23 protein-coding genes and 1 pseudogene are annotated in these 26722 nt (G+C 61.5%); 9 read left to right on the plus strand and 15 right to left on the minus strand.

Annotated features, from left to right (window positions below; translation table 11 throughout):
• Positions 1-15: 15 nt before the first annotated feature.
• Positions 16-2676, minus strand: coding sequence for an autotransporter outer membrane beta-barrel domain-containing protein (locus AC1DIJ_RS07275; protein WP_162705925.1), 2661 nt, complete (start codon positions 2674-2676; stop codon positions 16-18).
• Positions 2677-3221: 545 nt separating this feature from the next.
• Complete coding sequence (gene emfA / locus AC1DIJ_RS07280) at positions 3222-4136, minus strand: CDF family cation efflux transporter EmfA (RefSeq protein ID WP_112386338.1); 915 nt, start codon at positions 4134-4136, stop codon at positions 3222-3224.
• A gap of 202 nt (positions 4137-4338) precedes the next feature.
• Between emfA and AC1DIJ_RS07285 the strand changes: the two genes are divergently transcribed.
• Both AC1DIJ_RS07285 and AC1DIJ_RS07290 read left to right on the plus strand, forming a co-directional pair.
• Positions 4339-4830 (plus strand): MarR family transcriptional regulator, encoded by a 492-nt coding sequence (locus AC1DIJ_RS07285; protein WP_112386213.1) that lies wholly within the window; start codon positions 4339-4341, stop codon positions 4828-4830.
• Positions 4827-5507, plus strand: coding sequence for a GNAT family N-acetyltransferase (locus AC1DIJ_RS07290; protein WP_112386212.1), 681 nt, complete (start codon positions 4827-4829; stop codon positions 5505-5507). Before AC1DIJ_RS07285 ends, AC1DIJ_RS07290 begins: the two co-directional genes overlap by 4 nt.
• Positions 5508-5527: 20 nt before the next feature.
• Here AC1DIJ_RS07290 and AC1DIJ_RS07295 read toward each other — a convergent pair whose 3' ends face one another.
• The 8 genes from AC1DIJ_RS07295 to AC1DIJ_RS07330 form a co-directional block, all read right to left on the minus strand.
• A complete protein-coding gene (locus AC1DIJ_RS07295; RefSeq protein WP_112386211.1) occupies positions 5528-6181 on the minus strand; it encodes an Isoquinoline 1-oxidoreductase subunit in 654 nt (217 codons plus the stop codon).
• Positions 6182-6192: 11 nt separating this feature from the next.
• On the minus strand, positions 6193-8352 hold the full coding sequence (locus AC1DIJ_RS07300; protein ID WP_112386210.1) for a xanthine dehydrogenase family protein molybdopterin-binding subunit: 2160 nt from the start codon (positions 8350-8352) through the stop codon (positions 6193-6195).
• A gap of 3 nt (positions 8353-8355) precedes the next feature.
• Positions 8356-8814 (minus strand): (2Fe-2S)-binding protein, encoded by a 459-nt coding sequence (locus AC1DIJ_RS07305; protein ID WP_112386209.1) that lies wholly within the window; start codon positions 8812-8814, stop codon positions 8356-8358.
• Positions 8815-8956: 142 nt separating this feature from the next.
• On the minus strand, positions 8957-9652 hold the full coding sequence (locus AC1DIJ_RS07310) for a DUF2161 family putative PD-(D/E)XK-type phosphodiesterase (RefSeq protein ID WP_112386208.1): 696 nt from the start codon (positions 9650-9652) through the stop codon (positions 8957-8959).
• 9 nt (positions 9653-9661) lie between these two features.
• Positions 9662-9901 (minus strand): hypothetical protein, encoded by a 240-nt coding sequence (locus AC1DIJ_RS07315; RefSeq protein WP_112386207.1) that lies wholly within the window; start codon positions 9899-9901, stop codon positions 9662-9664.
• A 51-nt stretch (positions 9902-9952) separates the two neighbouring features.
• Complete coding sequence (locus tag AC1DIJ_RS07320) at positions 9953-10660, minus strand: TIGR02117 family protein (RefSeq protein ID WP_112386206.1); 708 nt, start codon at positions 10658-10660, stop codon at positions 9953-9955.
• 69 nt (positions 10661-10729) lie between these two features.
• Positions 10730-12919: an anthranilate synthase gene (locus AC1DIJ_RS07325; protein ID WP_112386205.1), complete on the minus strand. Its 2190-nt coding sequence runs from the start codon at positions 12917-12919 to the stop codon at positions 10730-10732.
• Between the two features lie 254 nt (positions 12920-13173).
• The gene (locus AC1DIJ_RS07330) at positions 13174-15285 is read right to left on the minus strand and encodes a TonB-dependent receptor domain-containing protein (protein ID WP_112386204.1); all 2112 of its coding nucleotides are present in this window, start codon (positions 15283-15285) and stop codon (positions 13174-13176) included.
• A 277-nt stretch (positions 15286-15562) separates the two neighbouring features.
• On the opposite strand from AC1DIJ_RS07330, the gene AC1DIJ_RS07335 reads away from it, so the two are divergent.
• The 3 genes from AC1DIJ_RS07335 (at position 15563) to AC1DIJ_RS07345 (ending at position 17122) form a co-directional block, all read left to right on the plus strand.
• The gene (locus tag AC1DIJ_RS07335) at positions 15563-16495 is read left to right on the plus strand and encodes an extensin-like domain-containing protein (protein ID WP_477831360.1); all 933 of its coding nucleotides are present in this window, start codon (positions 15563-15565) and stop codon (positions 16493-16495) included.
• Between the two features lie 94 nt (positions 16496-16589).
• On the plus strand, positions 16590-16835 hold the full coding sequence (locus tag AC1DIJ_RS07340) for a ribbon-helix-helix protein, CopG family (RefSeq protein WP_112386201.1): 246 nt from the start codon (positions 16590-16592) through the stop codon (positions 16833-16835).
• The gene (locus AC1DIJ_RS07345; RefSeq protein ID WP_112386200.1) at positions 16832-17122 is read left to right on the plus strand and encodes a type II toxin-antitoxin system RelE/ParE family toxin; all 291 of its coding nucleotides are present in this window, start codon (positions 16832-16834) and stop codon (positions 17120-17122) included. Before AC1DIJ_RS07340 ends, AC1DIJ_RS07345 begins: the two co-directional genes overlap by 4 nt.
• 2 nt (positions 17123-17124) lie before the next feature.
• Here the strand turns inward: AC1DIJ_RS07345 and AC1DIJ_RS07350 are convergent, their stop codons facing one another.
• The gene (locus AC1DIJ_RS07350; protein ID WP_112386337.1) at positions 17125-18846 is read right to left on the minus strand and encodes a formate--tetrahydrofolate ligase; all 1722 of its coding nucleotides are present in this window, start codon (positions 18844-18846) and stop codon (positions 17125-17127) included.
• A gap of 157 nt (positions 18847-19003) precedes the next feature.
• On the opposite strand from AC1DIJ_RS07350, the gene AC1DIJ_RS07355 reads away from it, so the two are divergent.
• The gene (locus AC1DIJ_RS07355) at positions 19004-19537 is read left to right on the plus strand and encodes a TIGR00645 family protein (protein ID WP_112386199.1); all 534 of its coding nucleotides are present in this window, start codon (positions 19004-19006) and stop codon (positions 19535-19537) included.
• Between the two features lie 8 nt (positions 19538-19545).
• On the opposite strand, the pseudogene AC1DIJ_RS07360 reads toward AC1DIJ_RS07355, so the two are convergent.
• Positions 19546-20499 (minus strand): annotated as a pseudogene (locus AC1DIJ_RS07360) (COG3904 family protein); the annotation flags it as partial.
• Between the two features lie 382 nt (positions 20500-20881).
• Between AC1DIJ_RS07360 and AC1DIJ_RS07365 the strand changes: the two are divergent.
• Both AC1DIJ_RS07365 and AC1DIJ_RS07370 read left to right on the plus strand, forming a co-directional pair.
• Complete coding sequence (locus tag AC1DIJ_RS07365; protein ID WP_112386198.1) at positions 20882-21607, plus strand: helix-turn-helix transcriptional regulator; 726 nt, start codon at positions 20882-20884, stop codon at positions 21605-21607.
• 43 nt (positions 21608-21650) lie between these two features.
• Entirely contained in the window at positions 21651-22094 is a 444-nt protein-coding gene (locus AC1DIJ_RS07370; RefSeq protein ID WP_112386336.1) for a PAS domain-containing protein, read from the plus strand.
• A gap of 10 nt (positions 22095-22104) precedes the next feature.
• On the opposite strand, the gene AC1DIJ_RS07375 is transcribed toward AC1DIJ_RS07370, so the two are convergent.
• Positions 22105-23250, minus strand: a complete 1146-nt coding sequence (locus AC1DIJ_RS07375; RefSeq protein ID WP_112386197.1) for a DUF2333 family protein — start codon at positions 23248-23250, stop codon at positions 22105-22107.
• Between the two features lie 209 nt (positions 23251-23459).
• Between AC1DIJ_RS07375 and AC1DIJ_RS07380 the strand changes: the two genes are divergently transcribed.
• On the plus strand, positions 23460-24866 hold the full coding sequence (locus tag AC1DIJ_RS07380; RefSeq protein WP_112386196.1) for an adenylate/guanylate cyclase domain-containing protein: 1407 nt from the start codon (positions 23460-23462) through the stop codon (positions 24864-24866).
• Positions 24867-24869: 3 nt separating this feature from the next.
• Here AC1DIJ_RS07380 and AC1DIJ_RS07385 read toward each other — a convergent pair whose 3' ends face one another.
• Positions 24870-25499: a GNAT family N-acetyltransferase gene (locus tag AC1DIJ_RS07385; RefSeq protein WP_112386195.1), complete on the minus strand. Its 630-nt coding sequence runs from the start codon at positions 25497-25499 to the stop codon at positions 24870-24872.
• Between the two features lie 96 nt (positions 25500-25595).
• A complete protein-coding gene (locus AC1DIJ_RS07390) occupies positions 25596-26669 on the minus strand; it encodes a hypothetical protein (protein WP_112386194.1) in 1074 nt (357 codons plus the stop codon).
• Positions 26670-26722 lie beyond the last annotated feature (53 nt).

Consider the following 26722-nt stretch of genomic DNA (forward strand, 5'->3'; position numbering starts at 1 on the left):
ATCGGCCGGCTTGGCCTACCACTTGACGCGAACGCCGAGCGAGCCGCCCAGGGAGAAATTGTCACCGGCGCCGGACAGCGAGGATTTCGCGGCCATCTCGCCGTAGACCGAATAGCGTTCGTCGCCCCAGCTATAGGAACCGCCAAGACCAAGCCCCGCCGAAAGGTCATCGCCACGGCTGACGAAATGGCTGCCGGCCACGTTCACCGAGACACCGTCCAGAAACTCGTAATAGAGATTGGCCGCGCCATAGAGCTTGAGCCGTGTCGCGGTCCCGTCGTCGGCTTGCCAGCTCGCTTCCCGATCAACCGCCATCCCCAACCGGGCGTTCAGGCTGGCGCCGCGATCAAGCGACACCTCGGCGCCGAACTTGTCGTAGAAGCTGCCGAAATCCACGGATGAATAGGTCAGCTGCGCCTGCGGCGTAACCGACCAGGAGCCTGCGATATCAAGACGCTGGCCGGTCTCGATGCTGAGAATGTAGCCGACGGCGCCACTGCCGCTCTTCAGCGGCGAAGCGACGAGATCGGAGCTCAGGTTGCTGTCGTAGAAATTGAACTGGCTCTGGGCATCGGCATAGAAGCCCTGATCGCCGTACCACGTCAGGGTGCTGCCAAGTCCGAAGCCCGACGTATCGATATGGCCATTGCTGATGCTGGAGCCCAGGTCGCTCGACATCGTGCCGAACTGCGCCGTCAGCCCGCCGATCAGCCTGCCATTGCTGCCGTCATAAAGCGCGCCGTCCAACCCGCCCTGCACTCGCCAGATGTCGTAATCATGGCTCGTATCGACGGTGCCATCATTGGCCGTGAGGCGGCCATGCAGACCCTCGGTGCGCATCCAAACGCCTTCGATCTCATCCGCGGCTCCGCCTGCAGATCCATCGGAAACCGTCTGGAAATCGCTCGACAGCATCCGGTCGCCGATCCGCTGCTGAAGCGTGGCGGCCTGATTGAGCCCGAGCAGCATCAGCAGTGGATAGGCCTGATAGACCGGAATACCGGGTTGCAAACCGGCCGAGCGCAGATACCAGTCGCCATCGCCCGGCGTAGTGATGCCGTTCTGATAGAGCCGGTAGGCATAGGCGCCGCCGACGACGGCCTGCTGTCCGTCCAGCACATAGTCGCCGATGAGCGAGAACGTCCCCGCCGAGATGCCGCCGGCATCGACGATCTTGATGCCCTCGACCGTCTGCCCGCCTGCGCCGCCGAGATTGACGACACGGACATTGGTATTGCCCGAGGTATTGCCGGTTACCACGAGACGGTCGGTGGATGAGGTATCGTCACCGAGTACACTCTCGATTTCGAGCACGCCGCCGCTGCCGGCATAGTCGCCTGAAATCGTCAGCGTGCCTATCGAATTACCGGGCGCGACGGTGCCGGCATTGACCGTATTGCCGACCTGTCCGATGCCGTGCAGCCGCCCGCCGGAGAATATGTCGAGCGTGCCACCGAGAATGCCGTTGACCGACAATGTTCCGGCCTCGACCGAGGTGGTGCCGGCAAACGCGCCATTGTTGCCCGTCAGGAAAGTCGTGCCGCTGCCGATCTGGCGGATCGTACCGCTGCCGGTGACGAGATTGGCGAAGGTGAAACTGTCCGAACGGTCAAAGGCGAGTGTGCCGTTGTTGGTGATATCACCGGTGACACTGCCGCTGGTGCCGCCATTGCCGATCGCCAATGTGCCCGCCTGGATATCCCAGTCGGTCACCGCGCTCCCCGTGCCGGTCAGGAACCAGGTGCCGGTGCCGGTCTTCTGAAAGATATCGAAATTCTGGTACTGCGGGCCAATCGCCGAAACATCGAAACTGTCGCTGCCCGTACCGCCGAGGCGTAGCGTATCGGTGGCAACCCCAGCCCCTGCCACGACATTACCCTCGATCACCGATCCTGCCTGCAATTCAAGCGTCATGGTACCCGTGGTCGCCGCAACGGTGCGCGTGATCGCGTCGCTCTGTCCTGCACCGGCCCGGATGGTTCCGCTATTGGTGATGTCGATATCGCTAGCCCCGGTGTTCGACAGGATAGCCACTCCCCCGGCGCCACCTTCGATCGTTCCGCTGTTTGTGACCGCGCCGCTGCCAGCGCGGACAATCACACCGACACCGCCCAGGCCACCGGTAAGGCCGCCGTTGCCGCCCCGGATCGTCCCATTGTTGACAAGCGTGCCAGCGGCGCCGATGCCGCCGAAATCGACGGCCGCTCCACCCGCACCGGAGGCGCTGGAACCACCGGCAATCGTGCCGTTATTGACCAAGCTCGAACTGGCAAAAATGCGAGTTCCCACACCGCCGGAACCACCGGCGCCGCCGCCTGCGCCACCGGTGATCGTCCCATTGTTGGTAAATGCGGTACGTGTCGTCCACACCGCCACCTGCCCCGCAGTCGTATCCGCCGCACCGGCATTGCCACCGGTCAGCGTTCCCGAGAACGTGACGCCGATACCACCAGATCCGCTTTCCTGAATCGTCAGATTGGCGCGTGTACCGACGGTCGAGGCATCATAGAGCCCGGTCAGCGTGAAGCCCTGTGTATCGATCGAAATCGGACTGGTCGGCTCCGGCAGGATGCCGGCCGATATCGAGAAGCTGTTGGCCATGACGATCGTCGAACTGGGATCGCCGCTGGCATTTGCCGACGTGATCGCGTTGCGAAGCTCCGTCTCGTTGGTCACCAAATAGTCGGCCGCGCACGCAGGAGTGGACAATATGCAGGACAGAACGATGGCTGAAAAGCTGACACTTGAAAGCAAGATTGCGGATATCGGTTGGCGCGCAGGGTCAACGCCGCGTGAAATGGCACGCTTGTAAGGTCCGGTCATGGAAATCCTAGATATTGCTAAAACAGAATAATAAGTTTGCAATTCAAAATGCCGCGCCAAGACTTTGACTTCGGCGATCTAGGGATCGATTAGATTGGAATTATTAAGCCGATATTGCAGCGCAACAGAGATTATTACTGGACAAAATTGTAGTACTGCGCGGCGCAGCGAAGCAACTTTATGATGCATAGCAAATTGAATTTATATGCAATCCCCGGAAATACAGAGCAGGCACTGGCTCTATTGCAACCCGAAGATGCCGTCACCATCAGCAACGTTGCACCGCGCCAATGCTGCCGCGCACATGCAGATTTTCACATTACCCGCATGCACAGGAGCGCTCTGAGAGTGTCTCCGCCCGGAGACCTTAACCGGCAGACGGCCATATCGGCGCGCCGTCAGGCTTCCTTTATGACTTTGACGCGCAACCCATGGGCTTTTTCGCCTTCCGGCTCGACGTGAATGGCAATGCTGGCGCCCGGATGCACCGCGCGGATGGCATCTTCAAGGCGGTCGCAGATATCATGCGCCTGGCGCACCGACATGGCAGCCGGAACGACCATATGAAAGTCCACGAAGGTCACAGCCCCTGCCCGGCGCGTCTTCAGATCATGGACGCCGAGAGACCCCACCGCATGCGTGGCGATCGCCTGCTTGATAGCCTCCTCTTCTTCCGGTTCCGCCGCGTGGTCCATCAGGCCGCCGATCGAGTGGGAGATGACCTTGTAGCCCTGATAGAGAATGTTGACGGCGACTAGGATGGCGAGCACCGGGTCGAAGATCGGATAGCCGGTGGCGAGCGCCAGAAGCAGGCCGACGAGCACGCCGACCGAAGTCACCACATCCGACATGATATGCTGGCCATCCGCCGTCAGCGCCGCCGAGCGATGCTGCGTTCCAACCCGGATCAGCAGCCTTGCCCAGACGAAATTGATGACACCGGCCGCGAAGTTGATCGCAAGACCGAGCACCGGCGCTTCCAGCATCTTGGGATCGCTGAGAAACCCGACGGCTTCCTTGACGATCAGGATGGCGGCGACGACGATCAGCACGCCCTCGGTGACCGCTGAGAGATATTCGGCCTTGTGGTGGCCGAACGGATGGTCGTGGTCGGCCGGCTTCTGCGCATAGCGGATCACGAAGAAGGCGATGAAGGCCGCCACGACATTGACGAAGGATTCCAGGCCGTCGGAGAGCAGCGCCACCGACCCCGTCACCCACCAGGCGGCGAGCTTCAGCCCCATCACGCCGAGCGACATCGGGATGCCCCAGAATGCCAGCCGCCGGACTGTCATATTGCCTTGTTCCGTCATCTCGTATCCCTCTGCGGATGCGAATGAATTGCAGCATTTGGCCCATTCAAACGCAAAACCGCCCACGCGAAAATCGCGCAGGCGGCTAATGCGGCTCATATGGTCGAAGACGGACGATTTGTCAAAGGGCAAGCTCATAAATCCACGTTGACGGATATTACATAACGCGTTATATAACTCGGCATGCATAATGGAGCACAGCATGGTCGAAGACATCGTGCGGACATCGGGCCTGTTGACTCTCGGAAGCAGAATGCGCCGCATCGGCGAGCGCCTGCAGGCCGACACGCAACAGTTCATCGACGAGGCGGGCCTCGGCATCCAGGCTGGACAATATCCGTTCCTGGCGGCGATCGACGGCGCTGGACCGCTGACGATCGGCGAGCTTGCCCAGTCGGTCGGCATTACCCAGCCCGGCGCCACGCGCACCGTCGGCCAGCTATTGGACCTCGGACTGGTCGATATGCAGCCGGCGCCGGACGATCAGCGCCGCAGGCTTGTGTCGCTGACGGAAAAAGGCAAGCAGCTCGTCGATGTCTCGCGCGCCGAAGTCTGGCCGCGTATCGCCGCCGCCGTCGCCGACCTCTGCGGCAGCCTCGACGGCCCGCTTCTCGATCAGCTTGCAACAATCGAAGACGGCCTGGCCGCAGCATCGCTCATCCGCCGCGCGCCGCCGAAGGAGAAGAAACCATGACACATATCCTCGACCGCCCGATCTGGAACGCGTTGCAGACCGCGCATGCAGGCATCGCCGAAGGCGGCCCGCTCGCCCGACGCTACCCGCCCGGCATCGTGCCCTTCGCGGCGGCCGCCGACCACACGCCGGAGAGCCTGGAAGCGTTGGCTGCGCTCCCCCGGCCCGGTGAGACGATGGCGCTTGTGGAGCCCGGATCGGCAACCGTTCCGGATGGTTTCGACATCGTCGGCGCAGCAACGCTGATCCAGATGATCGCCACGACGCCGCATGATCCGCTTTCCGACCCCCGGATTGCGCCGCTGACTGCGGCCGACGCCGAAGAGATGTTGGCGCTGGCACAGCTGACCAAACCCGGCCCCTTCACCCTAGGAGCCCAGAAACTCGGCACTTTCTGGGGTGTCAAGAGCGGCGGCAAGCTGATCGCCATGGGCGGTCAGCGGCTGAAGCAGACCGGCTTTACGGAACTGAGCGGCCTCTGCACCCACCCGGACTTCCAGGGCAAGGGTCTCGGCAAGCTGCTCTTCCGTTATGTCGCAGGCCAAATCGCAGCATCCGGCGCAACCGCGTACCTGCATGTCAATGCGCTCAACACCGGGGCGATCGGGCTTTACAAGACACTCGGCTTCGAGCAGCGCTGGGAACTCGACCTCAAGATCGTCAGGCGCCGGGACTGACCGGCGCCTGAATACTCCCCTCAGCCTGCCGGGCAGGCTGCACCGGTATCGACCCAGGCCTTGATCAGGTCGCCGAACTCCGCCTGCGTGCCGGGCGCCGGCTCGCGCCCGTCGCCCGGGTTCCAGCCCCAGCCGACCAGGCTGTCATGCGCCATATGCTCGACGATCTTCGACAGATCGCGCCCGCCATTGCGCTTCGGATCCTTCAGCTGCTGGCAGATCTCGCCGAGCGACTTGCCGACCCAGGCCATTTCGATCGGCGCCAGATGCCAGGCCGGATTGCCGGGAATGCTCTTCAGCGTCGGCGACTGGCCGACGATCGTTGCGTTCTCGGGGCCGTGGCAGGTGTTGCACATCATGCCCGGCACGCCCATGCCGCCATCGCCGCGCGTCACCGGCGGCTGGTGCGGATGCATGGCCATCGTCTGCAGCGGCCTGTCGCCCGCCGGATGGCAGTTCAGACATCGCGGATGCTCGATCACCTTGCCCGCCTCTTCGAAGAGCGCCACCGACCGCGCCTTCTGATCGGCGATCGATGCGAAGGAGGCGACCGGCTTTAGGGTCGTCTTGTCTGATGCAGGCGCCGTCTCGGCAAATGCCATGAACGATACGGGCAAGGCCGCAAGGAGCGAGAGACCGCCTGCCATGCAGGCGAGTACCAATTTACTTGTTATCTCCGCCCCCCTCAGCTCGTCGCCACGGCAACGATCGGCAGGCTGCGCACCGGCGCATCAGTGAGCCGCCGCCAGGCATTGGCCGTCGCGGGTCCGACCGGCGGCACGCCCGGCTCTCCCACCCCGGTGGGCGGCTCGCCGGATTTGATGACGGCGACCTCCACATCCGGCATCTCGTTGATGCGGATCGAGCGGTAATCGTGGAAGTTCGACTGCATGATCGCCCCGCCCTCGCCGAGCGTCACCGCATCGAACAGCACCGCACCAAGCCCGTAGCCGATGCCGCCCTCCATCTGGGCCTTGACGACATTCGGATTGATCGCGACACCGCAATCGACGGCGCACCAGACCTTGTGGACCCTGGGCGCCCCGTCGGCACCGGCAGAGACCTCCACCACCTGGCCGACATAGGTGTTGAAGCTCTTGACCACGGCAACGCCACGCTGCCGTCCCTCGGGGATCTTGCCGCCCCAATCGGCCATCTCCGCCGCCTTCTTGAGAACCCCGGCATAGCGTGGGTCCTCCGTCAGCTGCTCGAGTCTTCCCTGCACCGGATCCTTGCCTGCCATCTGGAACAGCTCGTCGAGGAAGGTCTCGACCGCGAAACCGGTATGCGTATGGCCGACCGAACGCCACCAGAGCGGCGGGATCGCCAGCTTCACATTATGTGAGATGACCCTGAGGTTCGGCACATCGTAAGGCAGGTCGGAGGCGCCCTCGACCGAGGTGCTGTCGAGATCGGCCTTGCCCATGATCGACTGCCCGACGATCGCCTGGTCCCAGGCGACGATCCGGCCATCGGCATTGATCGCGCCACGCATCTTGTGGAGATACATCGGCCGGTAATAGCCGCCGCGAATATCGTCCTCGCGCGTCCACATATGCTTGACCGGCCGCGACTGGTCGGTCGCGGCGAAGACCGACGCCGCCTCTTGCATATAGGGCGAACCGAACTGCGCCTTGCGCCCGAAACTTCCGCCGGTGATCTGCGTGTTCAGCCGCACCTTAGCCGGATCGATGCCGGTGATCTTGGCCGCCGTCGCCTTGTCCATGCCGGGGAACTGCGCCCCGTTATAAACATCGAGGCTGCCGTCCGCCGCCTTGATGAACACCGCGTCGAGCGGCTCCATCGGCGCATGCGCCAGGAACGGGAAGATGATCTGCGCCTCCAGCGTCTTCAGCGAGGTATCGGTGAAGGCCTTCTCGACATCGCCCTTTTCGGATGCGGTGATGCCCTTCTCCGTCAACGCCTTCGCATAGTCGGCCGAAAGCTGCCCGCTCGAACGCGTCTCCGCTTGCGAAAGGTCCCAGTCCACATTCAGCACCGACCGGCCCTTCAACGCCGCAAACGTGTTGTCGGCATAGACGGCAACGCCCTGCGGCAGCTGCTTGACATCGACGACGCCCTTGACCTTGCGCGTCTCGCTATCGTCGAAGGATTTCACCGCCGCGCCGAAATGGTTCGGATGCGCGACGACGGCGACCAGCAGATCGTCAGGAATGATGTCCAGGGTATAGATCGCCTGGCCATTGGTCTTCGATACCGTATCGAGCTTCGGCAATTCCTGGCCGATCAGCGTGAATTTGGAGGGATCCTTGAGCTTCACGTCGGCCGGCGGCTTGATACCGGCGGCCTTGGTGGCCAGCGCACCGAAACCACTGTCTTTGCCGGAAGCCGCATGCTTGACCCTGCCCTTCTCGACGGTGATCTCACCGGCCGGCACCTTCCACTCGTCGGCCGCCGCGGCAACCAGCATGGCCCGCGCCGTTGCCCCAGCCTGGCGGAACTGTTCGTAGGAATTGGCGATCGAGGACGATCCGCCGGTGCCCTGCAGGCCGAAGGCAAGGTTCGCATAGACCTTGTCATCGGCAGGCGAATGCACCGCGCGCATCTGCCCCCAATCCGCATCGAGCTCTTCGGCGACCAGCGTCGCAAGGCCGGTGAACGGCCCCTGCCCGAATTCGATATGCTTGGAAAGGATCGTCACCGTATCGTCGGTGCCGATCCTGACGAATGTGTTCAGCGTCACCAGCGCGTCCGCGCCGCCCGCCTGCACACCCTTTTCGGCGGCAAAGGCCGAGGTCTTCGGCAGCAGCGCAAAGCCGATCACCAAGCCGCCTGTTGCGGCCAGGAAGCCGCGGCGTGTCGTTGCAATCTCCTGAATGGTCATCGCTCAGCCCTCCATCGACGCGGCGGCATTGTGAATGGCCGCGCGGATCCGGTGGTAGGTGGCGCATCGACAGATATTCCCGGCCATCGCCCCGTCGATATCTTCGTCGGACGGCTTGGGAATGTTCTGCAGCAATACGACGGCTGACATGATCTGGCCGGATTGACAGTACCCGCATTGCGGCACGTCGATCTTGACCCAGGCAGCCTTCACCGCATCGGCTTCCTTGCCTTCGACACCTTCGATCGTGAAAATCTCGGAGCCGTCGACCGTCGAGATCGGGGTGATGCAGGAGCGGCGGGTGAAGCCGTCCATATGCACGGTGCAGGCGCCGCATTGGGCGACACCGCAGCCATATTTGGTGCCGGTCAGCTTCTCGAAATCGCGGATGACCCACAGAAGCGGCGTATCCGGATCGCCGTCGAACGTCTTCGTCTGTCCATTGAGCGTGAAAGTAACCATGGTCGAGCCTCGGGGAATTTGGCTGGACCCATTGCGGCCCCAGCGAGCATCGCAGCTTTGTTCACGACGAATAAGCTAGGGCGACGATCAACCTCGGCCATGGCAAGAACTGATAAAAGCGCGGCGTTCCAAACGCCTGAGATCAGGCGCCCTCTACGGACGCCTCACCATCATCGGCACCAAAGGCGACAGTCTGCGGCCAGCGCAGCAGCGCCTCGGCACCCGAGGGCGTCAGGGCATAGACGCCCTTCCCCTGCTTTTCGAACCAGCCATAGACATTGCCGAGCAGGATCTTTCCGGCATCCGGCGCTTGCGCCTTCATGTCCCGCGGCCTGACCAGCCCCTGCTGCAGGGCAGCGGCGCAGATCAGCGCCTGTTGTCGGTAGGCGGTCATCTGCGGCACGCGCGTGCTGCCGCCGAGAACGGGATCGCCGCGGCGGCGCTGATGCTCCCTGACCAGCCGCGACCGGCGCTTCGGATTGGTCCGCGGCATCGGCGAGATGGACGAGACGATGACGCTGACCTCTCCGATATCGGAAACGCCGAGCATGCCGATCCCCAGTCTGCGGCAGAGATCGCGATAGCGCTTGTCCGCCTCGCGCCCGCGCCCCTTGGCCGAAACCCGCGCCGCGATCCAGACTTCGTCGCTCATCGCCGCCCGATCGACCGCCTGCAGGATAAGTTCGAGGTTGAAGCTGAGCTTCAGCTCGCAGATCACGACCACGCTTGGATCGCCTTCGCTGAGGCCCACGAGATCGCATCCGCCGATCTCGCCTTTGACGGCATAACCCGCCGCCTCCAGAAAGGCTTTGACCGGCAGATAGAGCGAAGTTTCCATCGGGAAGCGTTATGCCGGATTGAGATCGGCGATCTCGCCATGGCGAATGAGCAGCCGCGGCGACGACATATCGCCGGTCTCGTCATCGACCATCACCGCATAGGCGGCTACGCCGATAAACCGCGCGGCCATCGAGGTCGCAATCTTTTCTGCACTCATGGCATTCGATGCTTGCCGCATCTCGCCCGGCACCAGGTTGCCCCGGTTCTTGCGGTACGGGAGGACGATAAACTTCTCAGCATTGGCCACGACGATATCCTTATTTATCGTTCCTGAAATGTTCTGATTTGGAATGGGAAGTCAACCAGTTACTTCCTCTCCTGGGCGAAAGGCCCCGGGAGGGTTGTGAAGCCAGAGCGAAATACGCAGCAGCCACGGCAGTGGCGTCCACAGACCGGTCGCAATCCCGGCTTCGCGCAAGCCGGCAGCGGTCCACGTATTGCAGCCGACAAGCGCGTTGAAACGGCCCTGCGCCTCGAAGAAGGCGTCGCCCTGACCGTAGGAGAAACCAAGCGGCACAGGCTTTTCATCGCCATCGGTGAAACTCGACGCGATGTAGTCCGACAGCCGCGCGAAACCTGCAGCGGACACGTCGATCGGCGTCACATCGGGATGATCAAGCGGAATATCTCCCGCCAGTTGCACATGCATGACGGCGCTATCCAGCGTCAGGCTCTTGAACACCGGCATCGGCTTCAGGTCGGCCCAGGTCGGCGTTTCGGTATAGAAAGCGCGCCCTCCCCAGCCGAAGATGATGTAGCGCACATCGGGACTTCCGAGATCGAGACCGGCATCGGCGAGAAAGCTGAAGCGCTTGAGAATATCGCGCGTGGCAGGGATCGCGAAATCTGTGTGAATGGGATTGCTGAGAACGAGAATGCGGTCGGTCGCACCCGTCGTTTCGGCTGGCGGCGCACGCCAGGGCCTTGGAATCACCGTTCCGGCAACGACGGCCATGGCGGCCAGCACGATAATGATCGCCAGTCCCTTGAGCAGCTTCAGGAGCATGCGATCATCCGCAGGAGAAATGGAGAATGATCGGCCACCGGATGGCGGCGGCCGATCGGTATCCTTGGCTCAGGCAGCCTTGGTCTTCGCCTTCCGCGCCAGATGCGCCACGACATTCTCGATCATCCGCATCCCGGCATCGCCGCCGAGCGTCATGATCGATTCCGGGTGGAACTGCACCGCAGCGATCGGCTCCTTCGTATGCTCGATGCCCATGATCGTGCCGTCCTCGCTTTCCGCCGTGATCATGAACTCACGCGGCAGGGTCGAGGGATCGGCGAAGATCGAGTGGTAGCGGCCGACGGTGACTTCCTTGCCGAGGCCGGAGAAGACCAGGCCGGGCTCCAGCACGCGGATGCGCGACGGCTTGCCGTGCATCGGCAGCGCCAGATGGCGAAGCTCGCCGCCATAGGCCTCGGCCAGCGCCTGCAGACCCAGGCAGACGCCGAAGATGGGCAGGTTGCGGGCGCGCGCCTTCTTGATCGTCGCCTTGCAATCGAAATCCTTCGGATTGCCCGGTCCCGGCGACAGCACGACCAGGTCCGGATCCAGCCGGTCGAAGATTTCGTCCGGCACCGGCGTGCGCACTGTCGAGACCGTGGCGCCTGTCTGGCGGAAATAGTTCGCCAGCGTGTGAACGAAGCTGTCTTCGTGGTCGATCAACAGGATATTGACGCCCTTGCCGACGGCAGCGACGTCGCGGCTGACCTTGCCGGAATTGCCGGCCTTGGCATCGCGGATAGCGGAAAGCATGGCGGAGGCCTTCAGTTCGGTTTCGGCTTCTTCTTCCTCGGGGATGGAATCGTTGAGCAAGGTCGCCCCTGCCCTGACTTCGGCGATCCCGTCCTTGATGCGCACGGTGCGCAGCGTCAGCCCCGTGTTCATGTCGCCATTGAAGCCGACCATGCCGATCGCACCGCCGTACCAGGCGCGCGGGCTCTTCTCGTGGCTTTCGATGAAGCGCATCGCCCAGAGCTTCGGCGCCCCTGTCACCGTGACCGCCCAGGCGTGGCTGAGGAAGCCGTCGAAGGCATCCATGTCATCCCGCAGGCGGCCCTCGATGTGATCGACCGTGTGGATCAGGCGCGAATACATCTCGATCTGGCGGCGGCCGATGACCTTGACCGAGCCCGGCTCGCAGACGCGGCTCTTGTCGTTGCGGTCGACATCCGAGCACATCGTCAGTTCGGATTCGTCCTTCTTGGAGTTCAGCAGCTTCAGGATCTGCTCGCTGTCGGCGATCGGGTCCTCGCCGCGCTTGATGGTACCCGAGATCGGGCAGGTCTCGATGCGGCGGCCGGAAACGCGCACGAACATCTCGGGCGACGCGCCGACCAGATATTCCTGGTTTCCGAGATTGATGAAGAAGGAATAGGGCGAAGGATTGATCGCCTTCAACCGCTTGGAAATATCGGATGGCTTGCTCTCGCAGCGCTCCATGAATTTCTGGCCGGGAACGACCTCGAACAGATCGCCGCGGCGGAAGCTTTCCTTCGCCTTGGTGACCAGCTCGGCATATTCGCCGGGGCGATGATCGCTCTTTGGCGGAATGGCATCGGTGCGCACGAAAGGCTCCGGCGCGATATCGCCCGCCTTGCCCTCGGTCGTCAGGCTGCCCTTGGCGAAATCGTAGCGATCGACCCAGGCCTTGGCCGAGTAGTTGTCGACGACGAGGATCTCGTCCGGCAGATAGAGAACCATGTCGCGCTGGTCGTCGGCACGCTTCAGCTTCAGGTCGATCGCATCGAACTGGAAGGCCAGATCGTAGCCAAAGGCGCCGTAAAGCCCGAGGCTGGCATCGGCCTGCGAATAGAAGAGATCGGTGACGGCGCGCAGCACCGTAAACACCGTCGGCATCTTCGAGCGCTCTTCCTCGGTAAACACCCGGTCGGGCAGCTTCACCTTGAGATCGAGCCGGCGGGCGGTGGCAGCACCAAGCTCCAGCTCGCGCACGGCCTTCAGGCGCTCGGTCACGAAGCCGAGCAGCACTTCGCCGCGCTCGTTATAGGCTTCGATCCAGACATCGCGACCGAAGGAGGAAATGCCGAGCGGCGGATCGACGACGGCCGTATCCCAGCGCGTGTAGCGGCCCGGATATTCGTAGTTCGACGAGAACACCGCGCCGCGGCGCTCATCGAGCTTGTCGACATAGGACACCACGGCATCCGCATAGGGAATGGGCCGCCGCTGCCGGGTGACGGTGATGCCGCCCTTGGTCTCGTAGATTTCCGCACCATCATCCCGAAGGATCGTAACCATAGTTCCACTCCGTTATCGGTGCCCGGACGCAAGGCGGCCAGAAAACAAAAAAGCCGCCTCGAAAGTTTCGGGCGGCTCACTCGTCGTCTGAAGACACGATTGGTCGAGGCCGCCTCAGCGAGCCCACCACCAAACTGCAATGTTCTTAGACGTGTTCATGGGCGAAATTGTTAGCGTGAGATGAGGGAGAGCGCAAGAGGCGAATGCGCAATGAAGAAGGGCGGCTCGAGGCCGCCCTTTTCACGAAATACCGATCAGAATTTTGCTTTTGCCGTCAGCATGAAGGTGCGTCCGCGACCGGTTTCGACGGCGCTTCCCGCGATCGTGCTGGAGGCCGGCGTGTAGGCCTTGTCGAACACGTTGGTGACGCTGGCAGTAACCTCGAAGCCCTGCTCGAACTTGTAGTTGGCGAACAGATCGACGAGGCCGTAGCCTGGCTTGTAGGCGCTATCGCCCGGTGCAACGTTTATCTCACCGACATTCGAGCGGCTTGCGAGGTAAAGCCTCGTGCCGACCGTCAGGCGCTGATCTTCGAGGAAGCGTGCACCAAGCGTCGCGGTGAAGATGTCGTCAGGCAGATAGGACTGAACGCCAAAACCGTTGATCTGCGATGGCAGGTCGGTGTCCGTGTGGGTGTAGGACAGATCGCCGAAGACGAAACCGGCATCGTAGCCAGCTTGGATTTCGATCCCCTGAACCGTCGACGTGCCGGGGTTATTGGCGAAATAGACCCCGCCCATCGGGCTGAACGCTGCGGTGATGTAGTTGTCGACGCGGTCGTAGAAATAGTTGGCCTTGAAGCGGAAGCTGTCGCCGGAGTCGAACAGGCCGTCGACCTTGATGTTCGCGCCGATTTCCCAGCCCTTGGACACTTCAGGCTCCAGGAACGGGTTCGGGAAGAAGGACATGAAACCACCGGGATGGTTGCCGCCGACAAAGGTTTCGCTGATCGTCGGAGACCGCATCGTTTCGGCATAGGTCACATACGGCTGCAGCCAATCGGTCGCATTGACGGCCAGCGTCACGCTGGGATTGAGCCGCCCGTCGGAGCTGTCGACGGAGTAAGGACCGGCAGGCAGACCGACCGGATTGCCGGCAGTCACCGCGCCGGATCCGCTGAGGTCGAAATGGTCGTAGCGCAGGCCGAGCGTCAAATCGGCGATTCCATAGGTGAAGGTGGTGCTGTTGAAGACACCGAGCGTGCCATTCTTGCCGTCGCCGTTCACTCCACCCTGCGGCTGCGCCGTGCTGTTCATGACGTCATAGTCGTCGTGGAAATATTCGACACCATAGTTCGATGAGACCGAGACATCGCCGAGATCGAATTTCGAGGTGTTCGAGACGTCGAAACCGATACCGGTATCGGTGATCTCGCGTCCGGCCGCGGTTCCTCCGCCAGTCGCGTTTGTATCATACGTCATCTTCAAACGGTTGTAATAGAAACCGGTCTTGAAATCGATGAGATCGTTGTCGCCGGGCTTGTATTCGTAGGTCGCGCTGAAGGTCTTGTTCTTCAGATTCTGGTAGTAGGAGTTGGCAAAGAAGTCGTTGTCATAGGTCAATCCGCCGATGCGGATGGTGTTTTCGGCGTTCGGCGTGATTTCCGCCTTGAGCAGGCCCGAGATCAGGTCCTCTTCGGTAAACGGCACCTCGACGCCATCGCCGTTGTCGAAATTCTTGGGATCGCTTTTGCTGATGCCGCCGACAACGGCAAACACATCATTGAACCGGTAGGCACCGACTGCGGATTCCGACCAGCCCATGCCGTTATCGCCGGTGGTCGCCGAAACGATGCCGCCATAGCTCTTGTCGCCCTGGATAAGATCGTCGACATTGTAGGTCTGGAAATTGACGGAACCGGCAAGCGCACCGCCGCCAACACCGTTGACTGCCCCGCGCGTGATATCGATGCCTGCAAGGAATGCCGGGTCGACATAGGTGAGGCCCTGCGCCTCATGGCCGGTGAAGCGGAAGTTCTGCCGAACGCCGTCGATCATCATGTTGACACGGCCAGAACCTTCAAAGCCGCGGATGTTGACGGCAACGCCAGGATTCTGCGGATTGTTGGCAGTCGACGTGCCTGGAACGCCACGCAACAGATCGTCCGTTTCCTGCCCCGATTGCAGGTCGATCTGGTCCGCTGTGACCGTGCTGGAAGGACCGGCCTTGTCGTAGGGGTCATTCGCTGCCTTGCGATCGCCCTTGACGATGATGGGAGAAAGGAACGTTTCTCCGTCCTTCGTCTGCTTATCATCCGACTGCTGCCCGGCCGGGGTCGCGCTCTGCGCAAGGCTGATCGACGAATGAGAAATTAGAGCAAGCGCCGTGCAAGCAAGCAGCAGCGAACGCGAATTGCGGACAACCATAAAACCAACCCTCTATATGATGAAGTACCGGGCTGGCTGGTCGGTTCGCGGGCGCGATCGAGGGGCTGGCTAGGCGTTTTCAGATTGAGGCGGCCCCAAAAACCGCCTTCTTTTTGCCGCAATAAAAAACATGACTATTTGTGTCAATATATCATCGGCGATTATCTTGATAATAACCATCATGTTTTGACGATCCACGCAAACGTTGCGAAATTGCAACGAAAACAGCCCGTTTGCGTTGTCCCTCCTGCCGCTAACAGCAACGTGGGATGGACATGTGAAAATCGCTTCCGCAATTGCCGCCATGAGCCTCACCGTCTTCATGCTCTCGGGCGCCACCCTGCCCCGTAACGGGCCGGTACCTGAACAGAAGCCTGAAGCAGCCGAACCGGCAGCGCCGCAAGACCAGGCTCCGCCGGTGCAGACAGCACCCGTTCCCCAGCCCAAACCCGAAGAGGCAAAGCCCGAACAGCCGAAATTCGATGACGGCAAGCAGGCGCCTGCCGCATCAGGCAAACCGGAAGAGCCCCCCCCGGAAACGGCCAAACCCGATGCGTCGCAACCTGCCGATCAGAAACCGGAGGATGCCAGGCCCGAAACACCGAAAGCCGAGACGCTGGAAGATCAGCACCTGACGATCGAGCCGGAGAGCGATGGCGACCATGCCGATTGCGTCAAGGAGCTGCAGAGCCTCGGCGTCGTCTTCAAGGAGATCCCCCGGATCGATGACGGCAACGGCTGCGGCATCGACAAGCCGATCGTCCTGTCGGAAGCGCTCCCCGGCATCAAGGTGAAACCCGAAGCGACGCTGCGCTGCCCGACGGCGCGGGCGCTCGCTCACTGGATGAAGGAAAGCGTCATCCCGGCCGCCGCCGTCGCCGCCAAGGATCAGGGCAAGATCACCACCATCAACCAGGCTTCCGCCTATATCTGCCGACTGCGCAACAGCGCCGAAACCGGCAAGATCTCCGAACACGCCCGCGGCAACGCCATCGATGTCGCAAGCTTCAGCTTCGAGAAGGGCGAGGACATCGCGGTCAAGCCGCGCCGCGAGGATTCAACACTGACCGGCGCCTTCCAGCGCACCGTCAGCGCCTCCGGCTGCCTCTATTTCTCAACCGTGCTCGATCCGGAAAGCGACGCGGCGCACGAGACGCATTTCCATCTCGATGTTCTCGAGCGCAAGGGCGGATACCGGTATTGTCACTAGCGAAACCCCAGTAGATCAATGACTTGCGATTCCAGCTTGAATCGAAATATCGGCGCATTAAACTTCCATCATAGGAATGCACAAAAGAGCTCCGATGACGCTACTCAGCTTTCAAGTCGATCAATCCACGATATCCCGCCTCGACCGCCTCGCCGAGCGCCGAAAACTGTCGCCGGAAGAAGTCGCTACTCTCGCTATCGAAGAATTCGTCGAGCGCGAGGAATGGCAGATCTCCGAGATAGAAGCAGCCGTCAGAGAAGCAGACAAAGGTGACTTCGCAAGCGCCGACGAGGTCGACGCCGTCCTTTCCAAATATACGGCGCCGCCCACCGGACGATGAAGCGCGATCTGCTATGGACTCGCCGGGCGCTCGCCCGCCTCGACCAGATTGGCACCTACATCGCGAAGCATGATCCGGTCGCCGCGGGCCGGGTCGTCCGCCGGCTGTCCTCAATAGCTGAAACACTTCAAACCCGCCCTCTCCTCGGTCGCGAAGGGCGCGTTTCTGGAACCAGAGAGATGGCGCTGAGCGACATTCCCTACATCATCGCGTACCGGGTGACGGAAACGAACTTGGAAATCCTGACCATCCTGCACACTTCCCAGCGCTGGCCCGACAAGCTCTAGCCTCAGAACACCCCCTCGATATACCCCTGCTCGTTCAGGAATATCCGCTCCGCCGATGGCGACCTCGGCAGACCCGGCATGGTCATGATCTCACCGGTGATGACGACGACGAAGCCGGCGCCGGCGGAGAGCCGGACTTCACGAACCGGCACGATATGCCCTTCCGGCGCGCCGCGCAGGTTTGGATCGGTGGAGAAGGAATATTGCGTCTTCGCCATGCAGACCGGAAGCTTGCCGTAGCCCTGCTCTTCCCAGGCGATGAGCTGATCACGCACCGCCTTGTCGGCGGTCACTTCGCCGGCGTGGTAGATCTTCGAGGCGACGATCTCGATCTTTTCCAGCAGTGGCAGGTCGTCGCCATAGAGCGGCTGGAACTTTGCCTGACCGGAATCGGCAAGTTCGACGACTGTGTGGGCAAGCTCCTCGATCCCGGCGGAACCCTCGGCCCAGTGGCGGCAGAGGATGGCTTCGCCGCCGAGACGCGCAACATATTCCTTCACAGCCGCGATCTCAGCATCGGTATCCGAAACGAAATGGTTGATGGCGACGACGACAGGCACGCCGAACTTGCGGACGTTCGAGACATGCCGTCCGAGATTGGCGCAGCCCTTGACGAGGGCGGCGACATTCTCTGCGCCGAGGTCTTCCTTCTTCACGCCGCCATTCATCTTCAGTGCCCGGACGGTAGCGACGATAACCGCAGCATCAGGCTTCAGCCCGGCCTTGCGGCATTTGATATCAAAGAACTTCTCAGCACCAAGATCGGCGCCGAAGCCTGCTTCAGTGACGACATAGTCGCCAAGCTTCAGCGCCGTTTTCGTCGCCGTCACCGAGTTGCAGCCGTGGGCGATGTTGGCGAAGGGGCCGCCATGAACGAAGGCCGGATTGTTTTCCAGCGTCTGCACCAGGTTCGGCTGCATTGCGTCCTTCAACAGGACGGCCATCGCGCCATCCGCCTTCAGGTCGCGGGCATAGACGGGCGTTTTGTCGCGCCGGTAGGCGACGATGATGTTGCCAAGGCGCTTTTCCAGGTCCTTCAGATCGGAAGCCAGGCAGAGGATCGCCATGACTTCGGAGGCAACGGTGATGTCGAAGCCGCCCTCGCGCGGAAAGCCGTTGGCAACACCGCCGAGCGAACTCACCATTGAGCGCAGCGCCCGGTCGTTCATATCCATCACCCGCCGCCAGGTGATGCGACGAATGTCGATATCGAGCTCGTTGCCCCAGTAGATATGATTGTCGATCATCGCCGCCAGCAGATTATGCGCCGAGGTGATCGCGTGGAAATCGCCGGTGAAGTGCAGATTGATGTCTTCCATCGGCACGACTTGCGCATAACCGCCACCGGCCGCCCCGCCCTTGACGCCGAAGCAGGGACCGAGCGAGGCCTCGCGGATGCAGACAATTGCCTTCTTGCCGATGCGGTTCAGCCCGTCGCCGAGGCCGACCGTCGTCGTCGTCTTCCCCTCGCCCGCCGGGGTCGGGTTGATCGCTGTGACGAGGATCAGTTTGCCGTCCTTCTTTTCCGCCTGCGCAGCAATGAAACTGGCGCTGATCTTCGCCTTGTCGTGGCCATAGGGCACCAGATCCTGCTCCGGAATGCCAAGCTTGGCGCCGATCTCGAAGATCGGCTTCTTCTTGGCCGCGCGGGCGATTTCGATGTCGGATTTGATGGCCACGGCGTAGTCCTCGGAGTTTGTGTTATTGTCCGACCATGCTGCCATCGCCGCGTCGGAAACAAGACCCCGCATGCCGCTTTTCACGCCGTTCCACGACAAACCGCGCCATCGGCCGGGATGAAATCCACCGTCAAGGCTTGCTGCAACTTGCATGGATGGGCTATGCCCCCTCTATCGTTTCAGCGTGCGGGGGCACCTAAAGATGAAATCACTTGAGCTGCTCGTCGAGCGCATCATCCTGTCGAGCCGCTGGCTGCTCGTCGTGTTCTATCTCGGTCTCGTGGCGGCCCTTGCCGTCTATGCGATCTCCTTCGGCTACAAATTCCTGAAGGTCGCAAGCGCCGTCTTCACACTTGGCGAAGACGAGATGATCCTCGCCATGCTCGGTCTCATCGATGCAGCCCTGGTCGCCAGCCTGATCGTCATGGTGATGATCTCGGGCTACGAGAATTTCGTCAGCCGCTTCGACGAGGCGGACGGCGAAAAGGAGCACGAAGTGTCCTTCCTCGGCAAGCTCGATTCCGGCAGCCTGAAGATCAAGGTCGCTTCGTCGGTCGTGGCAATCTCGTCGATCCACCTGTTGCAGGTATTTCTCAATGTCGATCAGTATGAAGACGGCAAGATCATGTGGCTGACGCTGATCCACATCGCATTCGTCGTCTCCGCGCTCATGCTCGGCTTCCTGGAAAAGCTGATGAGCTCGACCAAGAAGAACGATCTCAAGGACAAGGACTAACCGCCGGGAGCAGCCGGTGCCGGTTGTGATTCCGCGGGCGTTCCAGTCGCCGGCTGCGGTTCCCCGTGGCGGTGGCAGCGGGCGCCGGCCGGATCGTCCGCCTGGCAGAGCCGGATGCCCGGGCTCTCGTTCGAGGCAAGCATGTCGGTGATCAGCCCCAGCTTCAAAGCCTCCGATGTCGGCAGAAGCCGCAGCGTCTGCGGCGTCGCACTCATCATCAGTGCGATGATATCCTGGCTGACGCCCATTTCTTTCAGATAGGTGGAAAGTGCAGCTGCGGCCTTCTTCCCGAGCTTGGTCGATTTCGTCTCGCCCTCGCTCCTGCGGCCAATCTCGGTGCGGGAAACCTCGTGTTTCCGCCCGTTCAGCATCCGGTATTCGATGCGGTAGGACACCCGGATTTTATCATAGATCGTGGTGATCTGATGGACGCCGATATAGGCCCATTGCGACGCAACCCGCGACGTCCCACCGGCAAGTGCGATCGGACAGGCAGAAAGACAGTAGGCGCCGCCTGAATAAGTGAGGCCGGCAGCCGTGCCGTCCTTGGCGATCGCCGCCTTGCATCGCATGTCGGCGATCGGACAATCCTTGAGCCGCGTGCCGCCGACTGCCGTTTCCAGACCATTCTTGCGGATCATCCGGCCCATCGCATAGGCGGCATCCACCTCCCCGCCTTCCGACCGGAAGACGACTGGCAGCTTGCGCCCGTTCAGCTGCTTCAGAATTTTCTTCAGCCGCAGCGGTGTGTCGCGCGTGATCCGGCCTTCTGCCGATACCCACTCGGCGCAATCCGCCAGGCAATCGGCGCTGCGGACGAGGATGAAACTCATGGAAGGCGGCTGGTTCCGCTTGGGTTTGGCAGCCCACGCATCGGAACCGGAGACAGGAGGCAATTGGAGGCAGAAAATCAGCGAAAGAATGACGAAATATTTGACGGCAAGAATGGTGGCGCAGCGCACGAGCGGTCGTCCCGTTTGGATCGCCTGACGCTAGCAATAGCGACCCGAAGCAGCAAGCGCCACAGCCGCACGCTATGCTAAAGTGAAACCGTATTCATCGCTTCAGAGGCAGCCTTTTAGGAATTTAAGTCTACCGTCGACCAACTTCTGAGGTGATTCTTCTCCTCTCGGCGCGGGAGAAATCCACAGCTTCGTAGTAATGGAAGAAGTAAAATAGCCGCGATCACTACCTGCATAATACATTATGCAACCAATGGGTGCGTATGTGTGATTAATTTTTAACACTATAAATTAATCAGCATGGCCGATGCGAATTGTGGCTAGCATCCCGTGGAGTTTTACGTATGTGTTAGCGGTAACATTCGAGTGATCGGGGCGCATAATGTCATACATGACTACCTCTGAACGGCAATCGCTGCTGACAGGAGAGCTGGCTGCTGCCCGCACGCGTGTATTGTTCGTTCACGCACTGCACAGGGTTGCCGGCGCGTTCGGCCTGTCGCAGACGACGCTCCTGCACACACCGTCCGCCGAAGACCTGCTGTTGAAGTCGCTGATCATCGAAAGCTCGCTGCCCGCCTCCTATATCCGCGAATTCGACCGGGCGCATATGCTGCGCAGCTGTCCCTTCACGGCAAAGCTTCGTGAATCAGCCGTTCCGCAGCACTGGAATCTGGCGGAAACTCTGCAAGGGCTCAACTTCCCGGCCGAGCTACGTAATTTGATGATGCATTACGCCATGCCGACGGGCATCACCTTCCCGATAAACGCACTCGATGGAAACCGGCTGGTCTTCTGGTTCGGCGGCGAGCGTGCTCCCTTCGCCCAGAACGAGGTCAACGAGCTGGCGATGATCATGCTGCATGCGCTCGACGCCTATAATACCGTGCGCCGCAACGAGGACAGCGCCTACAATGCGCTGTCGGCCCGCGAGCTTGAGGTCGTGCGCTGGACGGCGCAGGGCAAGACCTCGGTCGAGATCGGCCAGATCCTGGCGCTCTCCGACCATACCGTGAACGCCTACATGACCAATGCGATCAAAAAACTCGATTGCGTGAACAGAACGCAGTTGGTAGCTAAGGCCATACGCTTGAAGCTGATCAGCTGAGAAATCAGAAGAGAATCAGTGCGCAAACCTCATGGGAGGGAACGTGCCTCTTCGATTTGAACAGCCCGCCAACGGCAAAGAAAAGCAGACGCGCGACCATATCGGCATCTCTGATCTCGAGATCGTCCAGATGGTTGCAGCCTACCGAAATTTCGGATTCTGGCGCATCGAAGTGGAATCGGGACATTTCTTCGCCAGTGAAGATGTCTTCGCGATTTTCCGCATGACCTTCACCTCTGGCCCCGCCAATCTGGTCGAGCTCCTCTCGCGCATTCATCCCGAAGACCGGGTTCTGATCACCGAAACCTTCGAGCAGGCGAGCCTGCACAAGACGGGCTTCCACTTTTCCTATCGCGTCGATAACGGGCTTGGCGGCTACAAGACGGTCCGTTCCGTCGGGAAATTCCGCAACAACGAGATCGTCGGCATCACTTACGAATTCGTCGAGCAGCTCCGCGTCGTCGGATTCGAGGATAACGGCGCCTGAGCCGGCCGCATCAGCGGCCGAGCACCGCGCGCATCTCGACGATATTCGAGCGCACCCTCAGCATATAGAAGCCCATCGTCGCAAGGTGGCTCGGCATGATCCAGCCGTCTTCGCGTCCATTGGAAATGATCGCCGGCTGGATACGCAGCGCCGCTTGGAACTGCTTGGTGGTGCCGCTGAACAGCGCCCCGAGATTGCGCTCGGCCACCACCTGCGAAAAGTCGGATCGGGCTGCCGTCAGGATCGCGTAATAGCCATACAGCTGGCCATAAGCGAACCAGAAGCGGTCGTCAGCCCGGGTGTCGAACCAGCCGAAATTGTGGTTCTCCGAGCGCTCCGCCAGAATGTCGGACGTGCCGCCGAGATCGTTGGCGATGCGATCGATGAACTGCAGCAGGTTGTCGGCGCGGCCGTCGAACACGGCATTGCAATTCGCAAGATCGGTGTTGAACTTCCGCAGGCTCTCGATCGCCGAGCGGTAGTAGCTCGGCGTCGGCGTCTTCGGGCCGAACGGGTTCATGCCGAAATACCAGCTGTACTCGTCATATTGAAGATTGCCGCGGGCGCTCTGCAGGTCGCCGTTGATCCCTGAAGTACCGCGAACGCGCCCCAGCGTATCGACAAGTTCGGCGGACGTGCGGCGAACCGCCTGGTTGATGCCGCGCTGGAAGGACGCCTTGTTGTCGAGGAACGGCGTGTGATCCCAGTCGACGCCGAAGAAGCCCATGCGATAGAGCAGCATGGAGGAGATCCAGGCATTCTGGTTGACGTTGGAATCGATCAGATCGGCGGTGACATCGACGATCGCAGAACGCTGGCAGGTCTTGGCAGGCGCCGGCGACGACGCCGAAGCCGTGCCGGTATCAGCAACCGGAATTTCCTGGCCGGCGGCGACCTTGCGCTCCGAGAAGCGGTACTGATCGACGAAGTTCGGATTGAAGCCCGACCAGACCTGCGTTTGCCAGAAGAAATAGCCGTAGAGCACCGCAAACAGCGCGACGACGGCGATGACAGGTAAACGGATCATCCAGCTGCGCCGCTGATACCAGCCATGTGCGGCCATGAAGGGCCAGAGGATGCCGGCAGCCAGAACGCCGAACCAGCGGCCGATGGCGCTTCCGATAGACCTGAAGAAACCGGTAATCCGGTCGAGCATTGCCATCTCCCCTTGCGCAGAATTTCCTCATCCACATAAGTGCTTGCCGAAGCGAGCACAACAAGAGCACGAGATTTTTGCCGCGCGCACCAAAGCGCCACCCTGTGGGCGGCGGCTCCGGCGGCTCGGATTTCTATGAGCAAATCCTCATGGTACAATGCCGCGCTTGGCGTCGTCCGCCGTGGGCCCGCCTGCCGGGAGGTTGTGTGATGAGCGAAGTCGACGTGCTGTTCGCCACCCTGAGGCATGCGGCCGGCCAGCAGACGGCCGGCTGCATCGAGAATGCGGTCAGGAACGGCTCGGATCGCGATCTCAACCGCATCAACGCGCTCGCCTTCGCCAAGGCGCATGATCTCGACGAAGAGAAGACGATCGCGGGCTTTCTGCATGCGGCCCGGATCGGCGCCTTCGAAATGACCTGGAATGTGCTCTGCCCCGGCTGCGGCGGCGTCCTCGACAGCGGCACCACGCTGAAGGCTGTTGATCGCGAGAGCTATCATTGCGCGCTCTGCGCCGCCGGTTACGAGCCGACCCTCGACGAGATGGTCGAGGTCACCTTCACCGTCAGTCCACGCGTGCGCAGAATCGCCGCCCACGAGCCCGACCGGCTGCCGGCACTCGAATATTACCGCCAGGTGTTCTTCAGCACCGGCGTCGACCTTCCCGATGATCTCGAAGAGCGGTTCGGCCGCATCCTCCTGGAAATGATTGAGCTGGACCCCGGTGAAAAGGCCTTTGTCTCGGTGCAGCTGCCACCGCAATTCATCATCATCTTCGATGCCGTGACGCATTCGGCGCAGTTCATCGACGTCCAGGGCGAGCCGACAGGCGAGCGCCAGAACCTGTCGATGGTCATCAGCCGCAGCCATACGCCGAACGAGACCGAGACCCTGCGCCCCGGTCTGCTGCGGCTGACGCTCGAAAACCACACCGACCGCCGCGTGCTACCGAATGTCTGCATCGCCGGCGACGACCTGCACGAGATCCTCGGCCGCAGGCGGCCATTCCTGACCGCCAAGCGTCTGCTGACCAACCAGAGTTTCAGGGATATCTACCGGACCGATACGCTCGACGTCGACCAGCGCCTGAGGATCACCAGCCTGACATTCCTGTTCACCGACCTCAGAGGCTCGACGGCACTTTACGAGCGTGTCGGCGATCTCGCCGCCTTCGATCTGGTGCGCGCTCATTTCCGGGTGCTGCACGAAATCGTTGCCACCGAGGCAGGCGCGGTCGTCAAGACCATCGGCGATGCAGTCATGGCGACCTTCCCGAGCCCTGACCGCGCCGTCACGGCAGCCCTGCGAATGCGCGAAGCGATGCTCCGCCTGAATACCGAACGCGGTAGCGAAGATCTGCTGCTCAAGATCGGCATCCACGAAGGCCCCTGCCTCGCCGTCAGCCTCAACGACCGGCAGGATTACTTCGGCCAGACCGTCAACATCGCCTCTCGCGTCCAGAACCTTGCCGATCCTCACGTGATCCTGACGACTGAAGCGATTGTCGGAAACGAACGGGTCTGCGAAATCCTGCGCGACAGCGGCATCACCTCAGTCTCCCGCATGGAGGAGCTGCACGGCATTTCCAGAGAGGTGAAGATTTTCGCGCTGCCGTGACCGCTATTCCAGGATCGGAACATGCGGCGCGGCGGTCCGCGGCAAGATGCCGGTCACCCGCGGATCGTCGGCGACCTCGATCAATAGGGCATAGGGCGAAAAGCCCGAGCGCCGGTAAAACGAGAGCGCATTCGGATGGTCGAAATGGCAGGTATGGAGCCACAGCCTTTCGATCGGATGCGCCCAGGCGATGGAAAGCGCATGGTTCATCAGATAGCGCCCGGCGCCGGTGCCGATCGTCTCCTTGGTGACGCCGAAAAACACCAGTTCGCAGGCGCCCGGCTCCCGGAAATCGAGTTCGATCATCCCGGCCGGCTTGCCGCCCGATGACAGCACGTGGATCTCCACCCTGGGATCGCGGAGGATATCCGCCAGTTCGCCGTCGCTGATCACCAGCCGTGAAACCCACATCCATTCCTCGCCGATCGCCCGGAAAAGCTGCCGGTAGGTATCGAGATCGGGGACGGTCATGCGCGCGAGGGAAAGGTCTGAGCGTTCGGCGGCGGCGACAGATTCCGGCTTCTTCCGCATTTCAAGGCAGGTGACGGCGTTGGCAAGCTTGCCCTTTGGGACAAGAGAATAGCCTTCCGGCAGGACCGGATTGGAGTTGCCTATCGTTTCAATCGTTTCCATCGTTTGGCCCTACCATGCGTGTCGCGGAATTCCCCGGTCGAGGCATAGCGGCTTGGCCGGTTCTTGCAAAGACCGGAGGTCCGGCGCTGATGCCAGCTAGGAGCGCCCGAACCTCAATCTCAGACGCGGCAGCCGCTTGGTCAGGTCGATCAGCGGCCTGTCGTGCTCCATGCTGATAACAGGCACAAACGCGGAAAACTTCTTCTCGAAGGCGATGCTTGCGGCGCTCTTGCGCTGCTCGATATCCTGCGGCACCAGCATGCCCCGCTCGAAAAGCGAGATCGGTGCGGCGATGTTCGGAAAGATCGTCTGGCTGATCTTCGCCTTGGCACCCGGCCGGTCGGTATCGACCTGGGCACGGTAGAGCACCAGCCGCTCTTCGGTATCGACCATCAGCTTCCGGGTCAGCACGTTGCAGAGCGCGATCTGGCTATTCAGCGCATCGACGAAACTCTGGAACATGGTGATGAAGCGCTCGCGCCGCTGGCTCTCGTCGCGCATCACCTGCTCTTCGCTGGAAATCCGGTCAGCCTCGCCTTTCAGAGCACGGCGCTCTTCCTCGAGCCGCTCCCACTCCGTTCTGCCGCCATAGACGCCGATGCGCCCCTGCGTCGTCAGCGCCTTGGCGTTCAGCTCCTTCATCCGCATCCGCGCGATATCGATCGCATCGACGAGGCGGCGGCGGTGCTCGATAATATCGACGACACCGCCTTCGGCCGTCTTGTGGCATTCGCCGGCAAAGCCGCGGTGCTGGGTTACAAGGCCTGCAAGCGCATCACTCTTGGCGAAAAGATCAAGCAGCCGCTCGACAACAGGTGCCTCGCTGACGCGCTGGCTGTGCAATCTCCACATCCGCTGGCGCGAGAACCACCCGGTGATCCGTTCGCGGCGCGTCAGTCCGCGAAAACTGTCGAGATCGGCAGAGACGTCTTCAGACAACCGGTCGAGTTCACCGGCGAGCTCGCCGAGCGCGGCATCAAGCGCCTCGCGCTTCTGGCCTGCGGCCTGGAAACGCTGGTTCTCGTCCAGAAACGTCTCGTCGCTGGACTGCGCCTCGTTGCGCGCGAAGCTGCCGATGAAGGCGGCGCAATCGCCAGCTTCGGCGCGCAGCTCTTCCGCCAGCGCGCTTGCCGTTTCCATGAGAATTTCGAATGATGGAGCCTTGCGCACCCGCTTCTCCTGGGAATCGTTGGCCTCAAGCTAACCGGTCGGAGACGGGATGA

The organism is Rhizobium sp. 10N427, assembly GCF_056394605.1.

Bases quoted from the DNA above. Each gene is read 5' to 3' on its own strand.
- emfA (WP_112386338.1), bottom strand. From the start codon at position 4,136: ATGACGGAACAAGGCAATATGACAGTCCGGCGGCTGGCATTCTGGGGC.
- AC1DIJ_RS07285 (WP_112386213.1), top strand. From the start codon at position 4,339: ATGGTCGAAGACATCGTGCGGACATCGGGCCTGTTGACTCTCGGAAGC.
- AC1DIJ_RS07290 (WP_112386212.1), top strand. From the start codon at position 4,827: ATGACACATATCCTCGACCGCCCGATCTGGAACGCGTTGCAGACCGCG.
- AC1DIJ_RS07300 (WP_112386210.1), bottom strand. From the start codon at position 8,352: ATGACCATTCAGGAGATTGCAACGACACGCCGCGGCTTCCTGGCCGCA.
- AC1DIJ_RS07305 (WP_112386209.1), bottom strand. From the start codon at position 8,814: ATGGTTACTTTCACGCTCAATGGACAGACGAAGACGTTCGACGGCGAT.
- AC1DIJ_RS07310 (WP_112386208.1), bottom strand. From the start codon at position 9,652: ATGGAAACTTCGCTCTATCTGCCGGTCAAAGCCTTTCTGGAGGCGGCG.
- AC1DIJ_RS07320 (WP_112386206.1), bottom strand. From the start codon at position 10,660: ATGCTCCTGAAGCTGCTCAAGGGACTGGCGATCATTATCGTGCTGGCC.
- AC1DIJ_RS07325 (WP_112386205.1), bottom strand. From the start codon at position 12,919: ATGGTTACGATCCTTCGGGATGATGGTGCGGAAATCTACGAGACCAAG.
- AC1DIJ_RS07330 (WP_112386204.1), bottom strand. From the start codon at position 15,285: ATGGTTGTCCGCAATTCGCGTTCGCTGCTGCTTGCTTGCACGGCGCTT.
- AC1DIJ_RS07340 (WP_112386201.1), top strand. From the start codon at position 16,590: ATGACGCTACTCAGCTTTCAAGTCGATCAATCCACGATATCCCGCCTC.
- AC1DIJ_RS07345 (WP_112386200.1), top strand. From the start codon at position 16,832: ATGAAGCGCGATCTGCTATGGACTCGCCGGGCGCTCGCCCGCCTCGAC.
- AC1DIJ_RS07350 (WP_112386337.1), bottom strand. From the start codon at position 18,846: ATGGCAGCATGGTCGGACAATAACACAAACTCCGAGGACTACGCCGTG.
- AC1DIJ_RS07355 (WP_112386199.1), top strand. From the start codon at position 19,004: ATGAAATCACTTGAGCTGCTCGTCGAGCGCATCATCCTGTCGAGCCGC.
- AC1DIJ_RS07365 (WP_112386198.1), top strand. From the start codon at position 20,882: ATGTCATACATGACTACCTCTGAACGGCAATCGCTGCTGACAGGAGAG.
- AC1DIJ_RS07375 (WP_112386197.1), bottom strand. From the start codon at position 23,250: ATGCTCGACCGGATTACCGGTTTCTTCAGGTCTATCGGAAGCGCCATC.
- AC1DIJ_RS07380 (WP_112386196.1), top strand. From the start codon at position 23,460: ATGAGCGAAGTCGACGTGCTGTTCGCCACCCTGAGGCATGCGGCCGGC.
- AC1DIJ_RS07385 (WP_112386195.1), bottom strand. From the start codon at position 25,499: ATGGAAACGATTGAAACGATAGGCAACTCCAATCCGGTCCTGCCGGAA.